This window comes from Klebsiella sp. K5-45 (assembly GCF_030128605.1).
Classification (GTDB): Bacteria; Pseudomonadota; Gammaproteobacteria; order Enterobacterales; family Enterobacteriaceae; genus Klebsiella; species Klebsiella quasipneumoniae.
The window spans coordinates 738701-756416 of the sequence record NZ_JAKUZW010000001.1; the positions used below are offsets into that span (position 1 = coordinate 738701).

At 55.6% G+C, this 17716-nt stretch carries 20 protein-coding genes and 1 other RNA gene; 10 read left to right on the plus strand and 11 right to left on the minus strand.

Features of this window, described 5'->3' with window-relative positions; genetic code table 11:
- Positions 1 to 112 precede the first annotated feature (112 nt).
- From MKS11_RS03700 to smpB, 3 genes are all read right to left on the minus strand, one after another.
- Positions 113 to 1342 carry an integrase domain-containing protein gene (locus MKS11_RS03700; protein ID WP_001549544.1) on the minus strand — a complete coding sequence of 410 codons (1230 nt, stop codon included), beginning with the start codon at positions 1340 to 1342 and terminating at the stop codon, positions 113 to 115.
- A 165-nt stretch (positions 1343 to 1507) separates the two neighbouring features.
- Positions 1508 to 1870, minus strand: a transfer-messenger RNA (tmRNA) gene (ssrA, locus tag MKS11_RS03705).
- Positions 1871 to 2014: 144 nt separating this feature from the next.
- The gene (gene smpB / locus MKS11_RS03710) at positions 2015 to 2497 is read right to left on the minus strand and encodes an SsrA-binding protein SmpB (RefSeq protein ID WP_002914164.1); all 483 of its coding nucleotides are present in this window, start codon (positions 2495 to 2497) and stop codon (positions 2015 to 2017) included.
- 149 nt (positions 2498 to 2646) lie between these two features.
- Here smpB and MKS11_RS03715 point away from each other — a divergent pair, with 149 nt between their 5' ends.
- Complete coding sequence (locus MKS11_RS03715; protein WP_004174798.1) at positions 2647 to 3084, plus strand: type II toxin-antitoxin system RatA family toxin; 438 nt, start codon at positions 2647 to 2649, stop codon at positions 3082 to 3084.
- Positions 3074 to 3364, plus strand: a complete 291-nt coding sequence (locus MKS11_RS03720; RefSeq protein WP_004145682.1) for an RnfH family protein — start codon at positions 3074 to 3076, stop codon at positions 3362 to 3364. Before MKS11_RS03715 ends, MKS11_RS03720 begins: the two co-directional genes overlap by 11 nt.
- A gap of 66 nt (positions 3365 to 3430) precedes the next feature.
- Here MKS11_RS03720 and bamE read toward each other — a convergent pair whose 3' ends face one another.
- From bamE to nadK, 3 genes are all read right to left on the minus strand, one after another.
- Positions 3431 to 3772, minus strand: coding sequence for an outer membrane protein assembly factor BamE (bamE, locus tag MKS11_RS03725; RefSeq protein ID WP_002914160.1), 342 nt, complete (start codon positions 3770 to 3772; stop codon positions 3431 to 3433).
- 147 nt (positions 3773 to 3919) lie between these two features.
- The gene (gene recN / locus MKS11_RS03730; protein WP_004206849.1) at positions 3920 to 5581 is read right to left on the minus strand and encodes a DNA repair protein RecN; all 1662 of its coding nucleotides are present in this window, start codon (positions 5579 to 5581) and stop codon (positions 3920 to 3922) included.
- An 86-nt stretch (positions 5582 to 5667) separates the two neighbouring features.
- Positions 5668 to 6546 (minus strand): NAD(+) kinase, encoded by an 879-nt coding sequence (nadK, locus tag MKS11_RS03735; protein ID WP_002914158.1) that lies wholly within the window; start codon positions 6544 to 6546, stop codon positions 5668 to 5670.
- Between the two features lie 124 nt (positions 6547 to 6670).
- Here nadK and grpE point away from each other — a divergent pair, with 124 nt between their 5' ends.
- Positions 6671 to 7261, plus strand: a complete 591-nt coding sequence (grpE, locus tag MKS11_RS03740) for a nucleotide exchange factor GrpE (RefSeq protein ID WP_004174800.1) — start codon at positions 6671 to 6673, stop codon at positions 7259 to 7261.
- A 119-nt stretch (positions 7262 to 7380) separates the two neighbouring features.
- Here grpE and MKS11_RS03745 read toward each other — a convergent pair whose 3' ends face one another.
- The gene (locus tag MKS11_RS03745; RefSeq protein WP_004149392.1) at positions 7381 to 8667 is read right to left on the minus strand and encodes an HlyC/CorC family transporter; all 1287 of its coding nucleotides are present in this window, start codon (positions 8665 to 8667) and stop codon (positions 7381 to 7383) included.
- A gap of 19 nt (positions 8668 to 8686) precedes the next feature.
- On the minus strand, positions 8687 to 9478 hold the full coding sequence (locus MKS11_RS03750) for an inner membrane protein YpjD (RefSeq protein WP_284109376.1): 792 nt from the start codon (positions 9476 to 9478) through the stop codon (positions 8687 to 8689).
- 163 nt (positions 9479 to 9641) lie between these two features.
- Here MKS11_RS03750 and ffh point away from each other — a divergent pair, with 163 nt between their 5' ends.
- The 7 genes from ffh (at position 9642) to MKS11_RS03785 (ending at position 15261) form a co-directional block, all read left to right on the plus strand.
- The gene (gene ffh, locus MKS11_RS03755; protein ID WP_002914152.1) at positions 9642 to 11006 is read left to right on the plus strand and encodes a signal recognition particle protein; all 1365 of its coding nucleotides are present in this window, start codon (positions 9642 to 9644) and stop codon (positions 11004 to 11006) included.
- A gap of 259 nt (positions 11007 to 11265) precedes the next feature.
- Positions 11266 to 11514, plus strand: a complete 249-nt coding sequence (rpsP, locus tag MKS11_RS03760) for a 30S ribosomal protein S16 (protein WP_002914149.1) — start codon at positions 11266 to 11268, stop codon at positions 11512 to 11514.
- Positions 11515 to 11532: 18 nt separating this feature from the next.
- A complete protein-coding gene (gene rimM, locus MKS11_RS03765; protein ID WP_004150977.1) occupies positions 11533 to 12081 on the plus strand; it encodes a ribosome maturation factor RimM in 549 nt (182 codons plus the stop codon).
- A gap of 31 nt (positions 12082 to 12112) precedes the next feature.
- A complete protein-coding gene (gene trmD, locus MKS11_RS03770; RefSeq protein WP_002914147.1) occupies positions 12113 to 12880 on the plus strand; it encodes a tRNA (guanosine(37)-N1)-methyltransferase TrmD in 768 nt (255 codons plus the stop codon).
- Between the two features lie 39 nt (positions 12881 to 12919).
- Positions 12920 to 13267, plus strand: coding sequence for a 50S ribosomal protein L19 (rplS, locus tag MKS11_RS03775; RefSeq protein ID WP_002914145.1), 348 nt, complete (start codon positions 12920 to 12922; stop codon positions 13265 to 13267).
- 119 nt (positions 13268 to 13386) lie between these two features.
- Positions 13387 to 13848 (plus strand): DUF2946 domain-containing protein, encoded by a 462-nt coding sequence (locus tag MKS11_RS03780; RefSeq protein ID WP_004206848.1) that lies wholly within the window; start codon positions 13387 to 13389, stop codon positions 13846 to 13848.
- A gap of 54 nt (positions 13849 to 13902) precedes the next feature.
- A complete protein-coding gene (locus tag MKS11_RS03785; RefSeq protein WP_004206847.1) occupies positions 13903 to 15261 on the plus strand; it encodes a PepSY domain-containing protein in 1359 nt (452 codons plus the stop codon).
- A gap of 8 nt (positions 15262 to 15269) precedes the next feature.
- Here the strand turns inward: MKS11_RS03785 and MKS11_RS03790 are convergent, their stop codons facing one another.
- From MKS11_RS03790 to MKS11_RS03800, 3 genes are read right to left on the minus strand one after another with little or no spacing between them, the layout of a single operon-like run.
- On the minus strand, positions 15270 to 15752 hold the full coding sequence (locus MKS11_RS03790; RefSeq protein ID WP_017900643.1) for an OmpA family protein: 483 nt from the start codon (positions 15750 to 15752) through the stop codon (positions 15270 to 15272).
- Between the two features lie 13 nt (positions 15753 to 15765).
- Positions 15766 to 16989, minus strand: coding sequence for a diguanylate cyclase DgcN (gene dgcN / locus MKS11_RS03795; RefSeq protein ID WP_087770852.1), 1224 nt, complete (start codon positions 16987 to 16989; stop codon positions 15766 to 15768).
- Positions 16982 to 17491 carry a YfiR family protein gene (locus MKS11_RS03800; protein WP_017900644.1) on the minus strand — a complete coding sequence of 170 codons (510 nt, stop codon included), beginning with the start codon at positions 17489 to 17491 and terminating at the stop codon, positions 16982 to 16984. The genes dgcN and MKS11_RS03800 overlap by 8 nt, the downstream gene beginning before the upstream one ends.
- Between the last annotated feature and the right edge of the window lie 225 nt (positions 17492 to 17716).

Here is a 17716-nt window from a genome sequence, read left to right on the forward strand (position 1 = left end):
GCTAAAACAGGGCTTTAATTGGTTAATGCTGGGTGTATGGTTCTAAGTTGTTCGTTGAAAATAGAGATGCAATCCTAGTAATTACCTTTGTTTATTATGTGTTTTTTAATTATTAAGCTGCAATGGCTTTTAGCCTTTGAGCTTGCACATAATCACTCCACCACTGCATGAGAACCACTCGTTCTGCAAGATAATCTGCGCGATTATATGCGGCAATTATTTCATCTTTCTTCGAGTGAGCAAGGGCCGCTTCTAAGACATCTGTCCTGAACTTACCCGACTCCTCTGAGGCCGTTCGTGCAATAGATCTCATTCCATGGGCTACAAGCTCTCCACCAAAGCCCATACGGATTATGGCCGCATTCGCTGTTTGTTCATGCATATGATTGAGTGGAGCTTTGATACTGGGGAAAACCCACTCTCTGTGCCCACTGATGGCTTTCATTGAATCCAAGACTCGCAAAGCTTCTTTGCTTAGTGGAACTTTGTGAGGCTTCTTCATTTTCATAAACTCAGCCGGGATGTTCCACATCGATTTTTCAGTATCTATATCGGCCCATCTCGCACGAACGGCTTCCCCTGGACGAACCCAGGTCAGCAATTGCCATTCAATCAGCAATCTTGTCTCCATACGAACTGAGGCATTGTTTAACACCATTAGGAAGCGGGGTAACTCGGAAGGGGGTAATGCTGGCATATTCTGTTTTTTAGGCTTACTGAACCGTTGCCCAAGGTTGTCAGCCGGATTGAACTCGATAAGTTCTTCAGTCGCGGCCCAGCGAAATATTTCATTTAATCGGGAAATGATTCGCCGTAAGGTTTCGAGGACTCCTCGTTGCTCAATAGGGTCGAGATGTTGCTTTAAGAGTTTGGGTCGGATCTCATTGATAGGAACCTTACCCAAGCCGGGAAATATATTTCTCTCCAAGCTTCGCCAGATGTCTTCTGCATGGTCTTGTGAGATACCAGAGGTCTTTACCTTCTCATCCAACCATTTCCTTGCCACGGCTTGGAGAGTGTGTTCAGTAGCATTCTTTAAGGCATTAGCTTTATCGTTGTTATGAACTTGGGGATCAATGCCATTAGCAAGCAAGGAAAGGTATTCATCTCGTAAGGCTCTGGCTCTTGCCAGTGTAAGGTGAGGATAGGTCCCAAGGCTCATTTTGGTTCTTTTTTTACTCACTGGCACTGCATACCTGAAATACCAATTCTTCTTTCCTCCTTTCGAGAGGGGAGCGATTCGTAGTATCAAACCATCTCCGTCAAACAAGTTGATTTCTTTGTCGGCTGGTTTGGTGCTTTTGATTTCAGTGTCAGTGAGCTTCTTAGCGATTTTTGCCATTTTGGGACCCTCGGTTTTTGGACCCTTCTTAGTGGGTCCCATTCAGGGTGCCATATGTGATAGTTCTCAGCAATTCTCACTGGACGACAATAGACGTAAAAAAGCCCGCAAGGCTGATTCCATGCGGGCTTAGTAGACTTCATTGTACTTCAAACAACTAAAAAGTGGTGGAGCTGGCGGGAGTTGAACCCGCGTCCGAAATTCCTACATCCTCGGCACTACATGCTTAGTCAGTCTTTACATTCGCTTGCCAGCTGCGGACAGACACGCCACTAACAAACTAGCCTGATTAGATTTAACGCTTCAACCCCAGGCAGGGCATCCACGCGATCTCTTTTGGGTTTGACCTCTCTTTGATCCCCGTCTTAAGAGCGGAAGCTAGGGAGAGAGGGCTCAGAGCAGGTTATTAAGCTGCTAAAGCGTAGTTTTCGTCGTTTGCGACTATTTTTTGCGGCTTTTTACGAGGCCAACCGCCCCTCGGCATGCACCTTGGGTTTCGCAAATCCCGTCGAATCCAGAATCAGCCCCAATGTGTAGGTCAAGTATAACAGATTTGTGAATGTCGTTACCAGCCCCATCACGCAGGATTATTTCAGCAGGGTGGACGAAAAATCAGCATCAACAAGGATATAGCGTAAGGGCCAGCGAGAGCTGGCCCTCGGGGAGGGGAAATTAACGTCCGGCGTGCTTCATAATACGCGCCTTATCCAGCGCCCATTCACGATCTTTCAGGTCGGTACGCTTGTCGTGCTGTTTCTTACCTTTGGCGACGCCGATTTTCACTTTGCACCAGGCGTTCTTCCAGTACAGCGACAGGGCGACGACGGTGTAACCTTCGCGGTTAATGCGGCCGTACAGCGTGTCCAGCTCACGCTGGTTGAGCAGCAGCTTACGGGTGCGCGTCGGGTCGCAGACATAGTGGGTGGAAGCCACGGCCATAGGCGTAAAGTTGGCGCCGAACAGGAAGGCTTCGCCATCCTTCAGGATGACATAGCTATCGCCGATGTTGGCTTTGCCTGCACGCAGGGATTTGACTTCCCAGCCCTGCAGGGCGAGACCAGCCTCGTATTCATCTTCGATAAAGTATTCGTGACGGGCGCGTTTATTCAGCGCAATGGTGGCTGATCCAGGTTTGTGGGCTTTTTTCTTAGTCATAATGTCCTGAAGTCATCGTCTTATACACAGTTACCTCGATCGCATCCTGCGAGGTGTACTGCGCATCTTAGCACGAGTTGCGGCACAGCGTTTTTTTTAGCAGCAGATAAATGATATTATTTGCACTGTGTTTAAATGTGGAACCTGCTATGCCTCAGATTAGCCGTACTGCGCTGGTGCCTTTCAGCGCGGAACAGATGTATCAACTGGTAAACGATGTGAAGTCCTATCCTGATTTTCTGCCAGGCTGCACCGGTAGCCGCGTGCTGGAATTGGGGCCGACGCAAATGACGGCGGCGGTTGATGTGTCCAAAGCCGGCATCAGTAAGACCTTCACCACACGCAATACACTGACCAGCAACCAGAGCATTTTGATGAGCCTGGTGGATGGCCCGTTCAAGAAGCTGATTGGCGGCTGGAAGTTTATTCCGCTGAGCCCCGAGGCCTGCAAAATAGAATTCCATCTCGATTTCGAGTTTACCAATAAACTGATTGAGATGGCTTTTGGCCGGATCTTCAAAGAGCTGGCCGCTAACATGGTGCAGGCGTTCACTTCGCGCGCCAAAGAGGTTTACAGTGCCGGCTAATATTCGTGTTGAAGTCGCCTACGCGCTGCCTGAAAAGCAGTATCTGCAGCGGGTCACCCTGGACGAGGGGGCGACGGTCGAGCAGGCGATTATCGCCAGCGGTCTGCTGGCGCTGCGTGATGACATTGATCTGGCGAAAAACAAGCTGGGTATCTACAGTCGTCCGGTAAAGCTGCATGACGAAGTTCACGACGGCGACCGGGTCGAAATCTATCGACCGCTGATCGCAGACCCGAAAGAGCTGCGTCGCCAGCGGGCAGAGAAAAGCGCCGCAAAGTAACCTGCAGCAGACCGGCTATCAGCCATAAAAAAAGCGCTCACCGAGCGCTTTTTGCTTTTCCGGGCCTTACTGACTGGTCAGCGCAGGCTTGTTATCAATGTTAGTCAACACACCGCCGCTGTTGAAGGTCAGGGTCAGGGTCTGCTGAGTCACTTTCTGGTGGCCCGGCTCCTGACGGAAGACATAGAACCAGGTATTGGTGCCGAACGGATCCGTCATCATTGGCGTCCCCAGAGCATAAGCTACCTGCTGTTGCGTCATACCGACACGAATTTTTGCTACATCGTTTGGTGCCAGATAGTTACCCTGGTTGATGTCAGGACGGTAAACCACTCGTTCCAGAGTGGAACAGCCTGCGGTCAACATAAGAAGAACCGCTGCGGCAGCAGTCAGCGTTTTACAGCGCATAGTGATTTGATTCCTTTTTGGGCCCGAGCAGTACGTGGCTCATCTGTAATATGCCGATAATAATAGACCTTCGCGCCGTTGGAAACCTCCGGCTGCAGGTCAGCAGGCAATTTGCTGTTCACTATGACCCTGTGAAAATCAAAAAGTTTACGCCGCAAGCAACTCTTTCGCGTTCGCCAGGGTGTTGCGCGTGACTTCGCTGCCGCCCAGCAGACGGGCCAGCTCCTGCAAGCGAGCCCGTTTATCCAGCGGCTGCATATGGGTTTCGGTCATCTCGCCATCGGTCTCTTTGCAGACAAAGAAATGATGGTGGCCGCAGCCTGCGACCTGCGGCAGGTGGGTCACGCACATCACCTGCGTGGACTCGCCCAGCTGGCGCAGCAGCTTGCCGACCACGGCGGCGGTCGGGCCGCTGATACCGACGTCCACTTCGTCGAAAATCAGCGCTGGGGTTTCCATTTTACGCGCGGTGATCACCTGAATCGCCAGCGCAATGCGCGACAGTTCGCCGCCGGAGGCCACTTTGGCGATTGGCTGCAGCGGCTGACCGGGGTTAGTGGTGACGCGGAACTCAATATGGTCGGCGCCGTCGGCGGTGAGATGGCGTTCATCGAACGCGACCTCAATCGCGAAGACCCCGTGCGGCATCGAAAGTGAGTGCATACTTTCGGTGATAAGCTGGGTCAGCTCGTCGGCGCTGGCCTGGCGCAGGGCATGCAGCTGGCGCGCGGTCTCCAGCGCCAGCTGATGATGTTCGACCACCTGCTGGCTGAGGGATTCCAGCGAGCCGGCGCTGTCGTCCAGCAGGCGCTGCTCTTCCAGCATCGCCTGATAAACCGCCGGCAGCTCTTCCGGCATCACCTGATGTTTACGCGCCAGCGCGATTTGTCGGGAAATCCGTTGCTCAAGTTCAAACAGACGGTTCGGATCGAGATCCAGACGGTCATGGTAGTGGCGCAACTCGTCGCTGGCCTCGCTGAGCTGAATGGCCGCCTCTTCCAGCATATCCAGGACGCCGGAAAGCTTGCTGTCCATGCCCACCAGCTCGCTGACCAGCTGCTTCGCGGTATAAAGCTGGCTCTGCAGATTGGCCTCTTCGCCGTCCGCCAGTACCGTAAGGGCGTGCTGGCAGGTGCTGAGCAGCTGGCCGCTGTTGGCCAGGCGCTTGTACTCTTCGTCAATCTGCTCAAACTCTCCCGCCAGCGGGTTAAATTCGTTCAGTTCTTTAAGCTGGTACTGCAGCAGATCGGCGCGGGCGGCACGCTCCTGGCTCTGCTGCTGATGCTGGGCCAGCTCGCGGCAGCTCTGGTGCCACTGGCGATAGTGCTCGGCCATACGCTGAGTGAGCGCATACTCACCGGTATAGCCGTCAAGCAGCGTTTTCTGGTGTTCGGGTTTGGTCAACAGCTGGTGCGCATGCTGGCCATGGATCTGGATCAGCAGCTGGCCCAGCTCGCGCAGCTGCGAGAGCGGGACGGCGGTACCGTTGATGAAGCCGCGCGAGCGGCCGTCGGCGCTGATCACCCGGCGAAGTAAACACTCACGCCCGCTCTCCAGCTGGTTCTCTTCCAGCCAGCGCTGGGCGGCCGGGGTATCTTTCAGCGCGAAGCGCGCGCACAGGTCGGCACGGGTAGCGCCGCGACGCACCATGTCGGCTTCCGCTCTGCCGCCGAGGCACAGCCCCAGCGCGTCGATGGCAATGGATTTCCCGGCGCCGGTTTCCCCGGTGATGGCGGTCATACCGCTGTGGAAATCAATTTCCAGTTCACGAACGATAGCAAAATTACTGATGGTGAGTTGCGCCAACATAGCTGCCTTCCTGTATGAAAAACCAATACTGTGTTTTCGTACAGTATAGACTGGTTTTTTATCCAGTAAAGAGGCAGCGATGTAAATCAGAACAATTTTTTCGACCAGCCGAGCTTGGTGCTTAATGTATTGAAATAGCTGTAGTCTTTGGGATGAATCAGATTGAGGTGGTAATCGCAGCGGCGGATGAGGACATCTTCGCCATCCTGGATCGGCAGGGCAATCTGACTGTCGCAGCTGATCTCCAGATCGCTGCAGCGGTGAGAGAAGCGCAGGCGGATGGTGCTGTCGCCGTTGATCACCAGCGGTCGCGCCGAGAGGGTGTGCGGGAACATCGGCACCAGGGTGATGGCGTCCAGCGACGGGGTGAGGATCGGGCCGCCGGCCGACAGCGAATAGGCTGTGGAGCCGGTCGGGGTGGAGATTATCAGGCCATCGGAGCGCTGGGAGAAGGCGAAGACTTCATCGATATAGACTTCGAACTCAATCATATGCGCCACTTTGCCGGGGTGCAGCACCACTTCGTTGATGGCGGTGCTGATGCGTTTCTGGCAATCCTGCTGGCACACCTGGGCCTCCAGCAGAAAGCGTTTCTCGGCGATGTAGTGGCCTTCCAGCACGTCGGCGAGCTGCTGCAGGGCGTTGTCCGGGTCCAGGTCGGTGAGAAAGCCGAGGTTGCCGCGGTTAATGCCGATGACGTTAATGTCATAACGGGCCAGAGTCCGCGCCGCGCCGAGCATATTGCCGTCGCCGCCCACGACCACCGCGAGGTCGGCCTGTTGGCCAATCTCCGCCAGCGTGCCGGTTTTCACGTTGCTGAGCTGGAGTTCATGGGCGATCTGCTGTTCAACCAGCACTTCATACCCTTTGCTGCACAGCCAGCGCCAGAGCATTTCATGTGTGGTCAGGGCGGTGGGGTGACGAGGATGTCCCACAATGCCGATACACTTGAAATGGTTCTTCATGATCTGGATGTCCTTGCGTTAAATGAAATAGTGACAATCTGTCCGCTTCCCTTGAAACCCGGAAACTGATCCCCATAATAAGCGAAGTTAGCGAGATGAATGCGAAAAAAACGCGGAGAAATTCATGAGTAGTAAAGAACAGAAAACGCCTGAGGGGCAAGCCCCGGAAGAAATTATCACGGAGCAGCACGACGACGTTGAGGCGGTAGAGCCTGAAGTTTCGGCTGAGCAGGTGGATCCGCGCGATGAAAAAATTGCGAATCTGGAAGCCCAGCTGGCTGAAGCGCAGAAACGTGAACGTGAAGTGATGCTGCGTGCCAAAGCCGACGAAGATAACCTGCGTCGTCGTACCGAGCAGGATATCGAGAAAGCGCACAAATTCGCGCTGGAAAAATTCGTCAATGAACTGCTGCCGGTGATCGACAGCCTGGACCGCGCGCTGGAAGTGGCCGACAAGGCTAACCCGGAGCTGGCGCCGATGGTGGAAGGGATCGAACTGACCCTGAAATCTATGCTGGACGTAGTGCGTAAGTTCGGCGTGGAAGTGATCGCCGACACCAACGTTCCGCTGGATCCGAACGTCCACCAGGCCATTGCGATGGTCGAGTCTGAAGATGTGGCGGCGGGCAACGTGCTGGCCGTGATGCAGAAAGGTTATACCCTGAACGGCCGTACTATTCGCGCCGCGATGGTGACGGTAGCGAAAGCGAAATAACGCTTGCTGCCTTGCTCAACGGCTGCCTGCGGGCGGCCGTTTTTTGTGTCATCGCTCCCGGCGCGAGATAAAAAAACGGCGGGCCGCAGCCCACCGTGATATTACTTCCTTCGCTCGCGCTACTCCGCGACGCTCTCGCGTAATGATTTCACCGGCATCACTTTCACCTGTTTGATCATGTTGTCCTGCACGTCGAGGATATCTATATCGTACTGCTCAATGCGCACGCGGGTGCCCGGGACCGGGATCTCTTCCAGCGCTTCGAGGATAATACCGTTGACGGTGCGTGCTTCATCTTCCGGCAGGTGCCAGTTAAACGCTTTGTTGATTTCGCGAACGTTGGCGCTGCCGTCGATAATCACCGTGCCGTCGTTAAGCGGGGTCACTTCCTCCGCCAGGGTGGGTGACATGGAGGTGGTGAAGTCGCCGACAATCTCTTCAAGAATATCTTCTACGGTGACAAGCCCCTGAATATCGCCGTATTCATCGACCACCAGACCGACTTTCTTTTTATTGCGCTGAAATTTCACCAGCTGGGTGCTGAGCGGCGTGCCTTCCGGCACAAAGTAGATCTCATCTGCCGCCCGCAGCATGATCTCTTTTGTGAACTCTTTCTTCTCCGTCATCAGACGGTAGGCTTCGCGAACGCGCAGCATGCTGATGGCATCGTCCAGCGAATCGCGGTAGAGCACGATGCGGCCATGCGGGGAGTGGGTCAGCTGGCGGACGATAGATTTCCAGTCATCATTGATATCGATGCCGACAATCTCATTGCGCGGCACCATGATGTCGTTAACGCTGACCTTCTCCAGGTCCAGCACCGACAGCAGCATATCCTGATTGCGTCGTGAGATTTGTGAACGGGATTCATTCACAATCGTGCGCAGTTCATCTTTGCTCAGGGCGCTGCTGATGACGGTATCGGTGCGGATGCCCATCATGCGCATCAGTATGCGGGTGATGGTATTCAGCAGCCACACCAGCGGCATCATCAGCACCTGCAGGGGCGCCAACAGGAAGCTGCTGGGGTAGGCAACCTTTTCCGGATAGAGGGCGGCGATGGTCTTCGGCAGCACTTCGGCAAATACCAGCACCACAAAGGTAAGTACGCCGGTGGCGATCGCGACGCCGGCGTCGCCGTACAGGCGCATGCCGACGATGGTGCCCAGCGCCGAGGCGAGAATGTTGACAAGGTTATTGCCGATCAGCACAAGGCTAATCAGGCGGTCCGGCTTGCGCAGCAGCTTCTCCACGCGCTTGGCGGGGCGGTTGCCTTGTTTCGCCATGTGGCGCAACCGGTAGCGGTTCAGCGTCATCATGCCGGTTTCGGAGCCGGAGAAATAGGCAGAGATAATCACCATGACGATCAGCGTTATGATCAGCGTGGTGGTGGAGATATGTTCCACGTAGGATTCCTTAAAAGACTTAGCTCACGAACTGTTGCAGCACGCGGCTACCAAAATAGGCCAGCGTCAGCAGACCGGCGCCAGCGACGCTGAACCAGACCACGCGACGTCCGCGCCACCCTTCATGATAGTGGCCCCACAGCAGGACGATATAGACGAACCACGCAATAATCGACAGCACCGCTTTATCAATGTTTTCGCTGCTGAACAGATTGTGCATATAGAACAGGCCGCTGCACAGCGTCAGAGTCAGCAGCACTACGCCGACCTGAGTGATGTGGAACATTTTGCGCTCAATGCTCATCAGCGGCGGCATTTCGCTGCTGAAGGCCAGCTTTTTGTTCTTTAACTGGTAGTCGATCCACGCCAGCTGTAGCGCATACAGCGCGGCAATGATCAGCGTGGCGTACGAGAAGAGCGACAGGCCGATATGCACCAGCATCCCCGGAGTGGTTTCCAGGTGGGTGATATATTCGTTAGGCACGAAGGTGGCGAAGGCCAGGTTGATCAGCGCGAAGGCATAGACGATAGGCAGCAGCAGCCAGCCGCGATTGCGCGAGGCCACGATAGTCATCACCGTACAGATCATCAGGCTCACCAGCGACCCGACGTTCAGTAAGCTGAGGTTTTGCCCGCTCTCGCCGCCGGGGAATATCCGTGCTTCCAGCGCAAAAGCATGGCAAATCAACGCGATAGTCGCAGATAAAATCGCCATTCGCCGCCAGCTGCTGTTTTTTTGCAGCAAGCCGGGGATAATCAGCGCGAGGCTGAGGGAGTAGGCGACAAGGGCGAGTAGAGCAAAAACAGGCATAGGTGTCGGCTGTTGGCTAAATAAGAAAGAGAAGCAGTATAACGTCAGCAGGCCTCTGCTCCAACCGTTGCAGCACATTCAGATTGATGTCGTGTTATACTCCGCCACATTCGTTTTGTGTGTCGCTGCGGCGACCGACCGTTTCCACCTCAGGCGAGAGACAATGTTTGATAATTTAACCGATCGTTTGTCGCGTACGCTGCGCAACATTAGCGGCCGCGGACGCCTTACAGAAGACAATATTAAAGACACCCTGCGCGAAGTGCGCATGGCGCTGCTGGAAGCGGACGTTGCGCTTCCGGTGGTACGAGACTTCATTAGCCGCGTCAAAGAGAGCGCGGTCGGCCATGAAGTCAATAAAAGCCTGACCCCGGGTCAGGAGTTCGTCAAAATCGTCCGCAACGAGCTGGTGGCGGCGATGGGCGAAGAGAACCAGACCCTCGACCTGGCGGCGCAGCCGCCGGCGGTGGTGCTGATGGCGGGCCTGCAGGGTGCCGGTAAAACCACCAGCGTCGGTAAGCTGGGGAAATTCCTGCGCGAGAAGCACAAGAAGAAAGTGCTGGTGGTCTCCGCGGACGTTTACCGCCCGGCGGCGATCAAACAGCTGGAGACCCTGGCCGAGCAGGTCGGCGTCGACTTCTTCCCGTCCGACGTCGGGCAGAAGCCGGTTGATATCGTCAACGCGGCGCTGAAAGAAGCGAAGCTCAAATTCTACGACGTGCTGCTGGTGGATACCGCCGGTCGTCTGCACGTTGACGAAGCGATGATGGACGAAATTAAGCACGTCCACGCCGCCATTAATCCGGTTGAAACCCTGTTCGTCGTCGATGCGATGACCGGCCAGGATGCGGCGAATACCGCTAAAGCCTTTAACGAAGCGCTGCCGCTGACCGGCGTGGTGCTGACCAAAGTGGACGGCGACGCCCGCGGCGGCGCGGCGCTGTCGATTCGCCATATTACCGGTAAGCCGATTAAATTCCTCGGCGTCGGCGAGAAAACCGAAGCGTTGGAACCGTTCCATCCGGACCGCGTCGCCTCCCGCATCCTCGGCATGGGCGACGTGCTGTCGCTGATCGAAGATATCGAGAGTAAAGTCGACCGCGCGCAGGCCGAGAAGCTGGCCTCCAAGCTGAAGAAAGGCGACGGCTTCGACCTCACCGACTTCCTGGAGCAGCTGCGCCAGATGAAAAACATGGGCGGCATGGCCAGCCTGATGGGCAAGCTGCCGGGTATGGGCCAGATCCCGGACAACGTCAAAGCGCAGATGGACGACAAAGTGCTGGTGCGTATGGAAGCGATCATCAACTCGATGACCCTGAAAGAGCGCGCTAAGCCGGAAATCATCAAAGGTTCACGTAAGCGCCGTATCGCCGCCGGCTGCGGGATGCAGGTGCAGGATGTGAACCGTCTGCTCAAGCAGTTCGACGACATGCAGCGCATGATGAAGAAGATGAAGTCGAAAGGCGGCATGATGAAGATGATGCGCGGGATGAAAGGGATGATGCCTCCAGGTTTCCCGGGCCGTTAAAAACAAGGGCATAAGGCTATCTTGTTTGTCATTTTAGCGCAGAGGTGTGCGCGCCATCCTCACGTACGACGTGTACGTTCCGGTGGCTGCGCGCACGCCGGCAGCGAACTGACTGCACCGCCGACTGCCTTTTACAGCAGACTTATCAACTGCTGATTGCATTTTCCCCAGAAATCAGTAAAATTTTCGGGCTTTTAATATGACACCGGGCTCCGTTCCTCGATGGGGCCCGGTTGTTTTATTCACACAAGAGGATGTTATGGTAACTATTCGTTTAGCACGTCACGGCGCTAAAAAGCGTCCGTTCTACCAGGTTGTTGTCACCGACAGCCGTAATGCACGCAACGGTCGCTTCATCGAGCGCGTTGGTTTCTTCAACCCGATCGCTAACGGTGCGGAAGAAGAAACTCGCCTGGATCTGGATCGTATCGCTCACTGGGTTGGCCAGGGCGCTACTGTTTCCGATCGCGTTGCCGCGCTGATCAAAGCCGCTAACAAAGCAGCTTAATCTGTCACGGTGGTCATGATGAGCAAGCAACACACCGCACAAGCACCTGTTGATCCGATCGTATTGGGGAAAATGGGTTCTTCCTACGGTATCCGTGGTTGGCTCAGAGTGTTTTCCTCCACCGAAGACGCCGAAAGCATTTTTGACTATCAGCCCTGGTTAATCCAGAAGGCGGGTCAGTGGCAGGTTGTTGAGCTGGAAAGCTGGCGCCACCACAATCAGGACATCATCATCAAGCTGAAAGGCGTTGACGATCGTGATGCCGCGAATCTACTGACTAATTGCGAAATTATCGTGGATTCATCGCAGTTGCCGGAGCTGGAAGAGGGTGACTACTACTGGAAAGACCTGATGGGCTGCCAGGTAGTGACGACGGAAGGCTATAGCCTCGGTAAAGTCATCGATATGATGGAAACCGGGTCTAATGACGTGCTCGTCATCAAGGCAAACCTGAAAGATGCATTTGGTATCAAGGAGCGGTTGGTTCCGTTCCTCGATGGGCAGGTTATCAAGAAAGTCGATCTCACTACGCGTACTATCGAAGTAGATTGGGATCCTGGTTTTTAAATTCTCCGGATAAACGGTAAAAGACGGCGCTATGTGGATTGGCATAATTAGCCTGTTTCCTGAAATGTTCCGCGCAATTACCGATTACGGGGTAACTGGCCGGGCAGTAAAAAATGGCCTGCTGAGCATCGAAAGCTGGAGTCCTCGCGACTTCACGCATGACCGGCACCGTACCGTGGACGATCGTCCTTACGGCGGCGGACCGGGGATGCTAATGATGGTGCAACCCTTACGGGATGCCATTCATGCAGCAAAAGCCGCGGCAGGTGAAGGCGCGAAGGTGATTTATCTGTCACCTCAGGGACGCAAGCTTGATCAAGCGGGCGTCAGCGAACTGGCAACGAATCAGAAACTGATTCTGGTGTGCGGTCGTTACGAAGGGATAGACGAGCGCGTAATCCAAACCGAAATTGACGAAGAATGGTCAATCGGCGATTACGTTCTCAGCGGTGGTGAGTTACCGGCAATGACGCTGATTGACTCCGTTTCCCGGTTCATTCCGGGAGTACTGGGCCATGAAGCATCGGCAACGGAAGATTCCTTTGCTGATGGGTTGCTGGATTGCCCCCACTATACCCGTCCTGAAGTGTTAGAAGAGATGGAAGTACCGCCAGTATTGCTGTCGGGAAACCATGCTGAGATACGTCGCTGGCGTCTGAAGCAGTCGCTGGGCCGCACCTGGCTTAGAAGACCTGAACTTCTGGAAAACCTGGCTCTGACTGAAGAGCAAGCAAAGCTGCTGGCGGAGTTCAAAACTGAACACGCGCAACAGCAGCATAAACATGATGGGCAGGCGTGAGCCCCCAATATCAGTTTACCCAGGATAAGAGATTAAATTATGAGCAACATTATTAAGCAACTTGAACAAGAACAGATGAAGCAGGACGTACCTTCCTTCCGTCCGGGTGATACCGTGGAAGTGAAAGTATGGGTTGTTGAAGGTTCCAAAAAACGTCTGCAGGCATTCGAGGGCGTGGTTATCGCTATTCGTAACCGCGGTCTGCACTCTGCATTCACTGTTCGCAAAATTTCCAACGGCGAAGGCGTTGAGCGTGTCTTCCAGACTCACTCTCCGGTAGTTGACAGCATTGCTGTTAAACGTCGTGGTGCTGTACGTAAAGCTAAACTGTACTACCTGCGTGAGCGCACTGGTAAGTCTGCTCGTATCAAAGAGCGTCTTAACTAAGATTCGCTTTCGCGACATCCTGACAAAAAGGGCTGGCCTCAGGGCCGGCCCTTTTTTTATCTTTGTTGTAACCATCGTGATTTAAATCATTTACAATACGCCCTCTATTCGGAGGGGCGGTGGTCAGTAACAGTTTTCAGCAAACGACACCTAAACGGCGAGCCGCCTGGCTGGCGCTGTTGGCGATCCTGCTGATCGTGGTGGCCCCCCTGATCTCCGTCTCCCTGCAAAAAGACCCTATGAGCGCCATGCCCGGCATGCACCACGCCATGATGATGGACAGCTCGCCAGCGAGTATGGCGCAGATGCCCGGCCACGATATGGCGATGATGCACAGCACAGACGGCGCTACGCCTACCGGACACGAACTGCCGCTGGACCATGCCGAAGCCTGTGGCTATTGCGTGCTGTTAGCCCATGTCCCAGGGCTGATTTTCGCGCTGGCGCTGTTCGTCGCCATGCTCCTGCGGCGCATTCGCCTGCCGGCTTCTCGCCCGGTATTAAAACACTGGCGCTACTTTCCCTGGCTCTACCCCGAAACCCGCGCCCCGCCGCGGCTGTCTGCTTTTTCCCTTTCATAAAAATCAATCTGCGCACCGCGCAACGACCTCTTTTGCTTTAAAAAAAGGAAAAGTATGACAACCTGCACCTCGCGCGCGGCATGGCTGAACCTGCTGCGTCGCCTCCATTTCTATATCGGGCTGTTTATCGGACCGTTTATCTTTGTCGCAGCCCTGACCGGTACGCTTTATGTGGCGACGCCGCAACTGGAGAACTGGCTCTATCACGATGCGCTGTATGGCCTTCCCGAAGGCACCCCGCAACCGCTCAGCGCCCAGATTGCGCTGGCCGAGGAAGCGACCCAGGGTAATCTGCGGCTGCTGGCGGTGCGTCCGGCCCCCGCGGTGGGCGAGACCACCCGCATTATGTTTGCCGATCCGCGTCTCGGGGAGTCGGAATCCCGGGCCATTTTTGTCGATCCGATCGCGCTGCGGGTGAAGGGCGATATGACGGTCTACGGCACCAGCGGCATCCTGCCGCTGCGTCAGTGGATTGACTATGCGCATCGTTCGCTGCTGTTGGGCGACAGCGGGCGGCTCTACAGCGAACTGGCTGCCTCATGGATGTGGGTGGCCGCGCTGGGGGGCATTGCCCTGTGGGCGATGACGCGTCCAAAACGGCGGATCAGTAACGCCCTGCAGAATCATCGTCGGCTGCACGTGACGCTGGGCTGGAGTTTACTGCTGGGCATGCTGCTCTTCTCCGCCACCGGCCTGACCTGGTCGCAATGGGCCGGCGGCAATGTTGATAAAATGCGGGCGGCTTTCGGCTGGTGGACGCCGCAGGTCAATACCCTGCTGCACGGTGAGGCACCGATGGCACACGATCCCCATGCCGGGCATCACAGGGAGGCGATGGCCATGACCCAGCATCAGCCCGCGCAGTTTGACCGGGCACTGGCGGTGGCCCGTCAGGCGGGGCTGAACGCCAGCCGGCTGGAGATCCGTCCCCCGGTATCAGACGGACGCGCCTGGACGGTGAATGAGATCGACCGCCGCTGGCCGACGCAGGTGGATGCGGTAGCGATCGATGGCGCCACGATGGAGGTGGTGGATCGCACCCATTTTGCCGACTTTCCTCTGATGGCGAAACTTACCCGCTGGGGCGTCGATTTCCATATGGGGATCCTCTTCGGTCTGGCGAATCAACTGCTGCTGGTGGGGTTTGGCTGTGCGCTGTGCGTAACCATCGCCGTGGGGTACCGGCTGTGGTGGATGCGCCGTCCGCCTCAGGCCGTCTGGGATCCGGCGCATTCGCTGCTGCGGGCGTGGCTGTCGCTCGCCTGGCCTGCCCGTGGGCTGGTGCTGGGGATAGCGTTAGCCCTGGGTCTGGCCATGCCGTTGATGGGCATCAGCCTGGTGTTGTTCATTGCCGTTGACTACCTGCGCTGGCGCGCGGCAACGGCAATGAGGATGGCGAAGTCCAGCGATTAAGCGGACGTTTACGGCGTGCTGATGACCACCGTAACCCGGCGGTTTTCAGCGCGCCCGGCCGCGGTGTCGTTGCTGGCGATCGGGTATTTTTTGCCAAGGCCGCGGGTGACTAAATTACTGCGCGGGATATGGGCGCCTTCCGCCCAGGCATCGGCTACGCTGTTGGCCCGCTTAAGCGACAGGGCTTCGTTATAGCTATCCTCACCATAATTATCGGTGTGGCCTTCAAGGCGGCTATGCGTTATCCCGGTTGTCGCCAGCCGCGAGGCCATTTGGGTGATCTGCTGGCGGCTGTCGGGACGTAGTCGGTAGTCATTCTTGTCAAACAGGATGCTATCGGATAAGCCCAGGGACCAATCGCCGTTGCTTTCAGTGAAGCCGTAAGATTTCATTGCCGCCACCTGCTCGGGGGTAAATTTTCCCTGAGGAGCCTGGCAACCTGTCAAAAGCGCCGCCGCCATCAGGGCGGGGGCGAAATATTTCGTGATCATAATGCGTCCTTTATTATTTCAGCGTCTGCTGGATACGTTGGTTTTTCATCCGATACATATTCTGATCGGCAAGTTCTTGCAGTGATTCCGCAGTGGCGTGCTCCCACGCCAGGGCATAACCGACGCTCAGCGAGAGCGTGGCGCTATGGCCATTGTGCAGATTGAATGGCGGAAGAAATTGTTCCGACAGCGCCTGGCACAGGGCCTGGACTTCTGCTTCCGAGCGCACCTCGCGCAGCAGAACGGCAAACTCATCGCCGCCGAGACGCCACGCCAGATGGCGTTTACCGGCGAAAGTCATCAGGCGGCTGGCGACTTCCATCAGCACTTTATCGCCCGCCGCATGTCCCCAGTTGTCGTTGATCAATTTGAAGTTATCGCCATCGAGAAACAGTAACGCTGAGGTCTGGTGATCCACTTCATTTTTCATCAGCTCGGCAAGCGCGTTGCGAAAGGCGGCGCGGTTAGCCAGGCCGGTCAACGGATCGTGTAACGAGCTGCGCAACAGCTGAGCATTTTTGGCCTGCAGCTGGCGCTGCCAGTCCTCCATCTCCCCCAGCAGACTGTTAAAGTCCTGGGCAAACAGATGGAACTCCTCGATACGCTCCTCCGGCACCCGCCGGGAGAAGTGGCGGTTTTCGCGAATATCATGCACGACCTCGGTGATGCTCTGCAGGGCGGCGACGATCCCCCGGTGCAGGGAGTGGGTCAGCAGCAGGCCGATAAACGAGGCGAGCAGAATGCTGCCTGTCAGTACCAGAATCGAGATGCCCAGAAAGTGGCTAATTAGTTCATCAAGCGCGGTTAGTCGCAGCTCGCCGATTTGTTTGCCCTGGTGCCAGATGGGCTGCACCGTGGGCTCCGGAAACAGCCATTTACTGATAAGGCCGCTCACTTGTTCTTTGTTGGCCAGCGGTTCGTGGCGCCATGCGGCGAAGGGCTGCTTCTGGCCGTTGAGCACGATTGCCTGGGAAATCTGCCCTTGCTTCCCCAGCGAAGTGAGGGTCTCCTCTGCTGCCGCGCTGTCGCCAAACACCAGGGCGGCTTCGAGACTGCGGCCCATGGTCGCGGCAGTGAGCTCAAGGTTTTTCTGCGCGTACTGCTTGAGCGTGAAGATAGAGGCCGTGCTCAGCAGCAGCCAGACCAGCGTCATGGAAATCACCACGCTTATCACGCTAATGCGACGCAGCGCGCGTTTGAACGTCGGGCGCGATGTCTGTGAAAAGTCCTTATTCATGTGGTTTCTTCCGGGCAAGCATCAGGACGTCCGGGTTAACCCGAACCCCGCTGTGCGTCAGAACGTCCAGATTAACGGAGAAGCGGACCCTGTCGTCGTTGATGATCAGGCAAAACGCGCTACCAATTGAGCAATCCGTATTTTGTTCTGCGATGAGTAACAGCGGCCTCGAGCCATAGCGGCGAGTTAATTCCGACTGTTGGGTCGGCGATTCGCTGCCAAAATAAAAACCATCGCAGGTTGTTTTTAACGCTTCTTCACTATTACGTACTATCACCGGTTGATAGGGCAATGCATCCGGATCTTCATGAGCCAGGCTATGGGTGAAGCGTGATGAAGCAAAAATGCACAGCTTCGGCGCCCCTGTTAATGACGGCCAACGGGTATAGGTCACGATCCCGGAAACAATCGCGCGAACATGTTCTGAAGGTCCGGCAGCAAAAACAGGAGATACCGCGATGAGAAAAAATACAGTCAATAAAAGACGGTGTAATACTGTCATTAACGCTTCCGTCAAATTCGCCCTGGCGCGGGAAAAGCCGCTGCCGATGCCCGGCGAAGAATATCACTGATAGCAAAACCCGTCATTAGATGCGCCCTTTGCTTTGGGACAAATCTCACCAGGATTTTTCGTAATGCCGATGGCTCTGATGAGCCATTTTGGCGCGATTTTGCTATGTGTAAATATTTTTGTACGGATAATGCCGTGGTAAGTGCCAATTAATTT

Excerpts from the sequence above, each read along its gene's own strand:
- MKS11_RS03700 (WP_001549544.1), bottom strand. The coding sequence starts at position 1,342 with ATGGCAAAAATCGCTAAGAAGCTCACTGACACTGAAATCAAAAGCACC.
- smpB (WP_002914164.1), bottom strand. The coding sequence starts at position 2,497 with ATGACTAAGAAAAAAGCCCACAAACCTGGATCAGCCACCATTGCGCTG.
- MKS11_RS03715 (WP_004174798.1), top strand. The coding sequence starts at position 2,647 with ATGCCTCAGATTAGCCGTACTGCGCTGGTGCCTTTCAGCGCGGAACAG.
- bamE (WP_002914160.1), bottom strand. The coding sequence starts at position 3,772 with ATGCGCTGTAAAACGCTGACTGCTGCCGCAGCGGTTCTTCTTATGTTG.
- recN (WP_004206849.1), bottom strand. The coding sequence starts at position 5,581 with ATGTTGGCGCAACTCACCATCAGTAATTTTGCTATCGTTCGTGAACTG.
- nadK (WP_002914158.1), bottom strand. The coding sequence starts at position 6,546 with ATGAAGAACCATTTCAAGTGTATCGGCATTGTGGGACATCCTCGTCAC.
- grpE (WP_004174800.1), top strand. The coding sequence starts at position 6,671 with ATGAGTAGTAAAGAACAGAAAACGCCTGAGGGGCAAGCCCCGGAAGAA.
- MKS11_RS03750 (WP_284109376.1), bottom strand. The coding sequence starts at position 9,478 with ATGCCTGTTTTTGCTCTACTCGCCCTTGTCGCCTACTCCCTCAGCCTC.
- ffh (WP_002914152.1), top strand. The coding sequence starts at position 9,642 with ATGTTTGATAATTTAACCGATCGTTTGTCGCGTACGCTGCGCAACATT.
- rpsP (WP_002914149.1), top strand. The coding sequence starts at position 11,266 with ATGGTAACTATTCGTTTAGCACGTCACGGCGCTAAAAAGCGTCCGTTC.
- rimM (WP_004150977.1), top strand. The coding sequence starts at position 11,533 with ATGAGCAAGCAACACACCGCACAAGCACCTGTTGATCCGATCGTATTG.
- trmD (WP_002914147.1), top strand. The coding sequence starts at position 12,113 with ATGTGGATTGGCATAATTAGCCTGTTTCCTGAAATGTTCCGCGCAATT.
- rplS (WP_002914145.1), top strand. The coding sequence starts at position 12,920 with ATGAGCAACATTATTAAGCAACTTGAACAAGAACAGATGAAGCAGGAC.
- MKS11_RS03785 (WP_004206847.1), top strand. The coding sequence starts at position 13,903 with ATGACAACCTGCACCTCGCGCGCGGCATGGCTGAACCTGCTGCGTCGC.
- MKS11_RS03790 (WP_017900643.1), bottom strand. The coding sequence starts at position 15,752 with ATGATCACGAAATATTTCGCCCCCGCCCTGATGGCGGCGGCGCTTTTG.
- dgcN (WP_087770852.1), bottom strand. The coding sequence starts at position 16,989 with ATGAATAAGGACTTTTCACAGACATCGCGCCCGACGTTCAAACGCGCG.
- MKS11_RS03800 (WP_017900644.1), bottom strand. The coding sequence starts at position 17,491 with ATGACAGTATTACACCGTCTTTTATTGACTGTATTTTTTCTCATCGCG.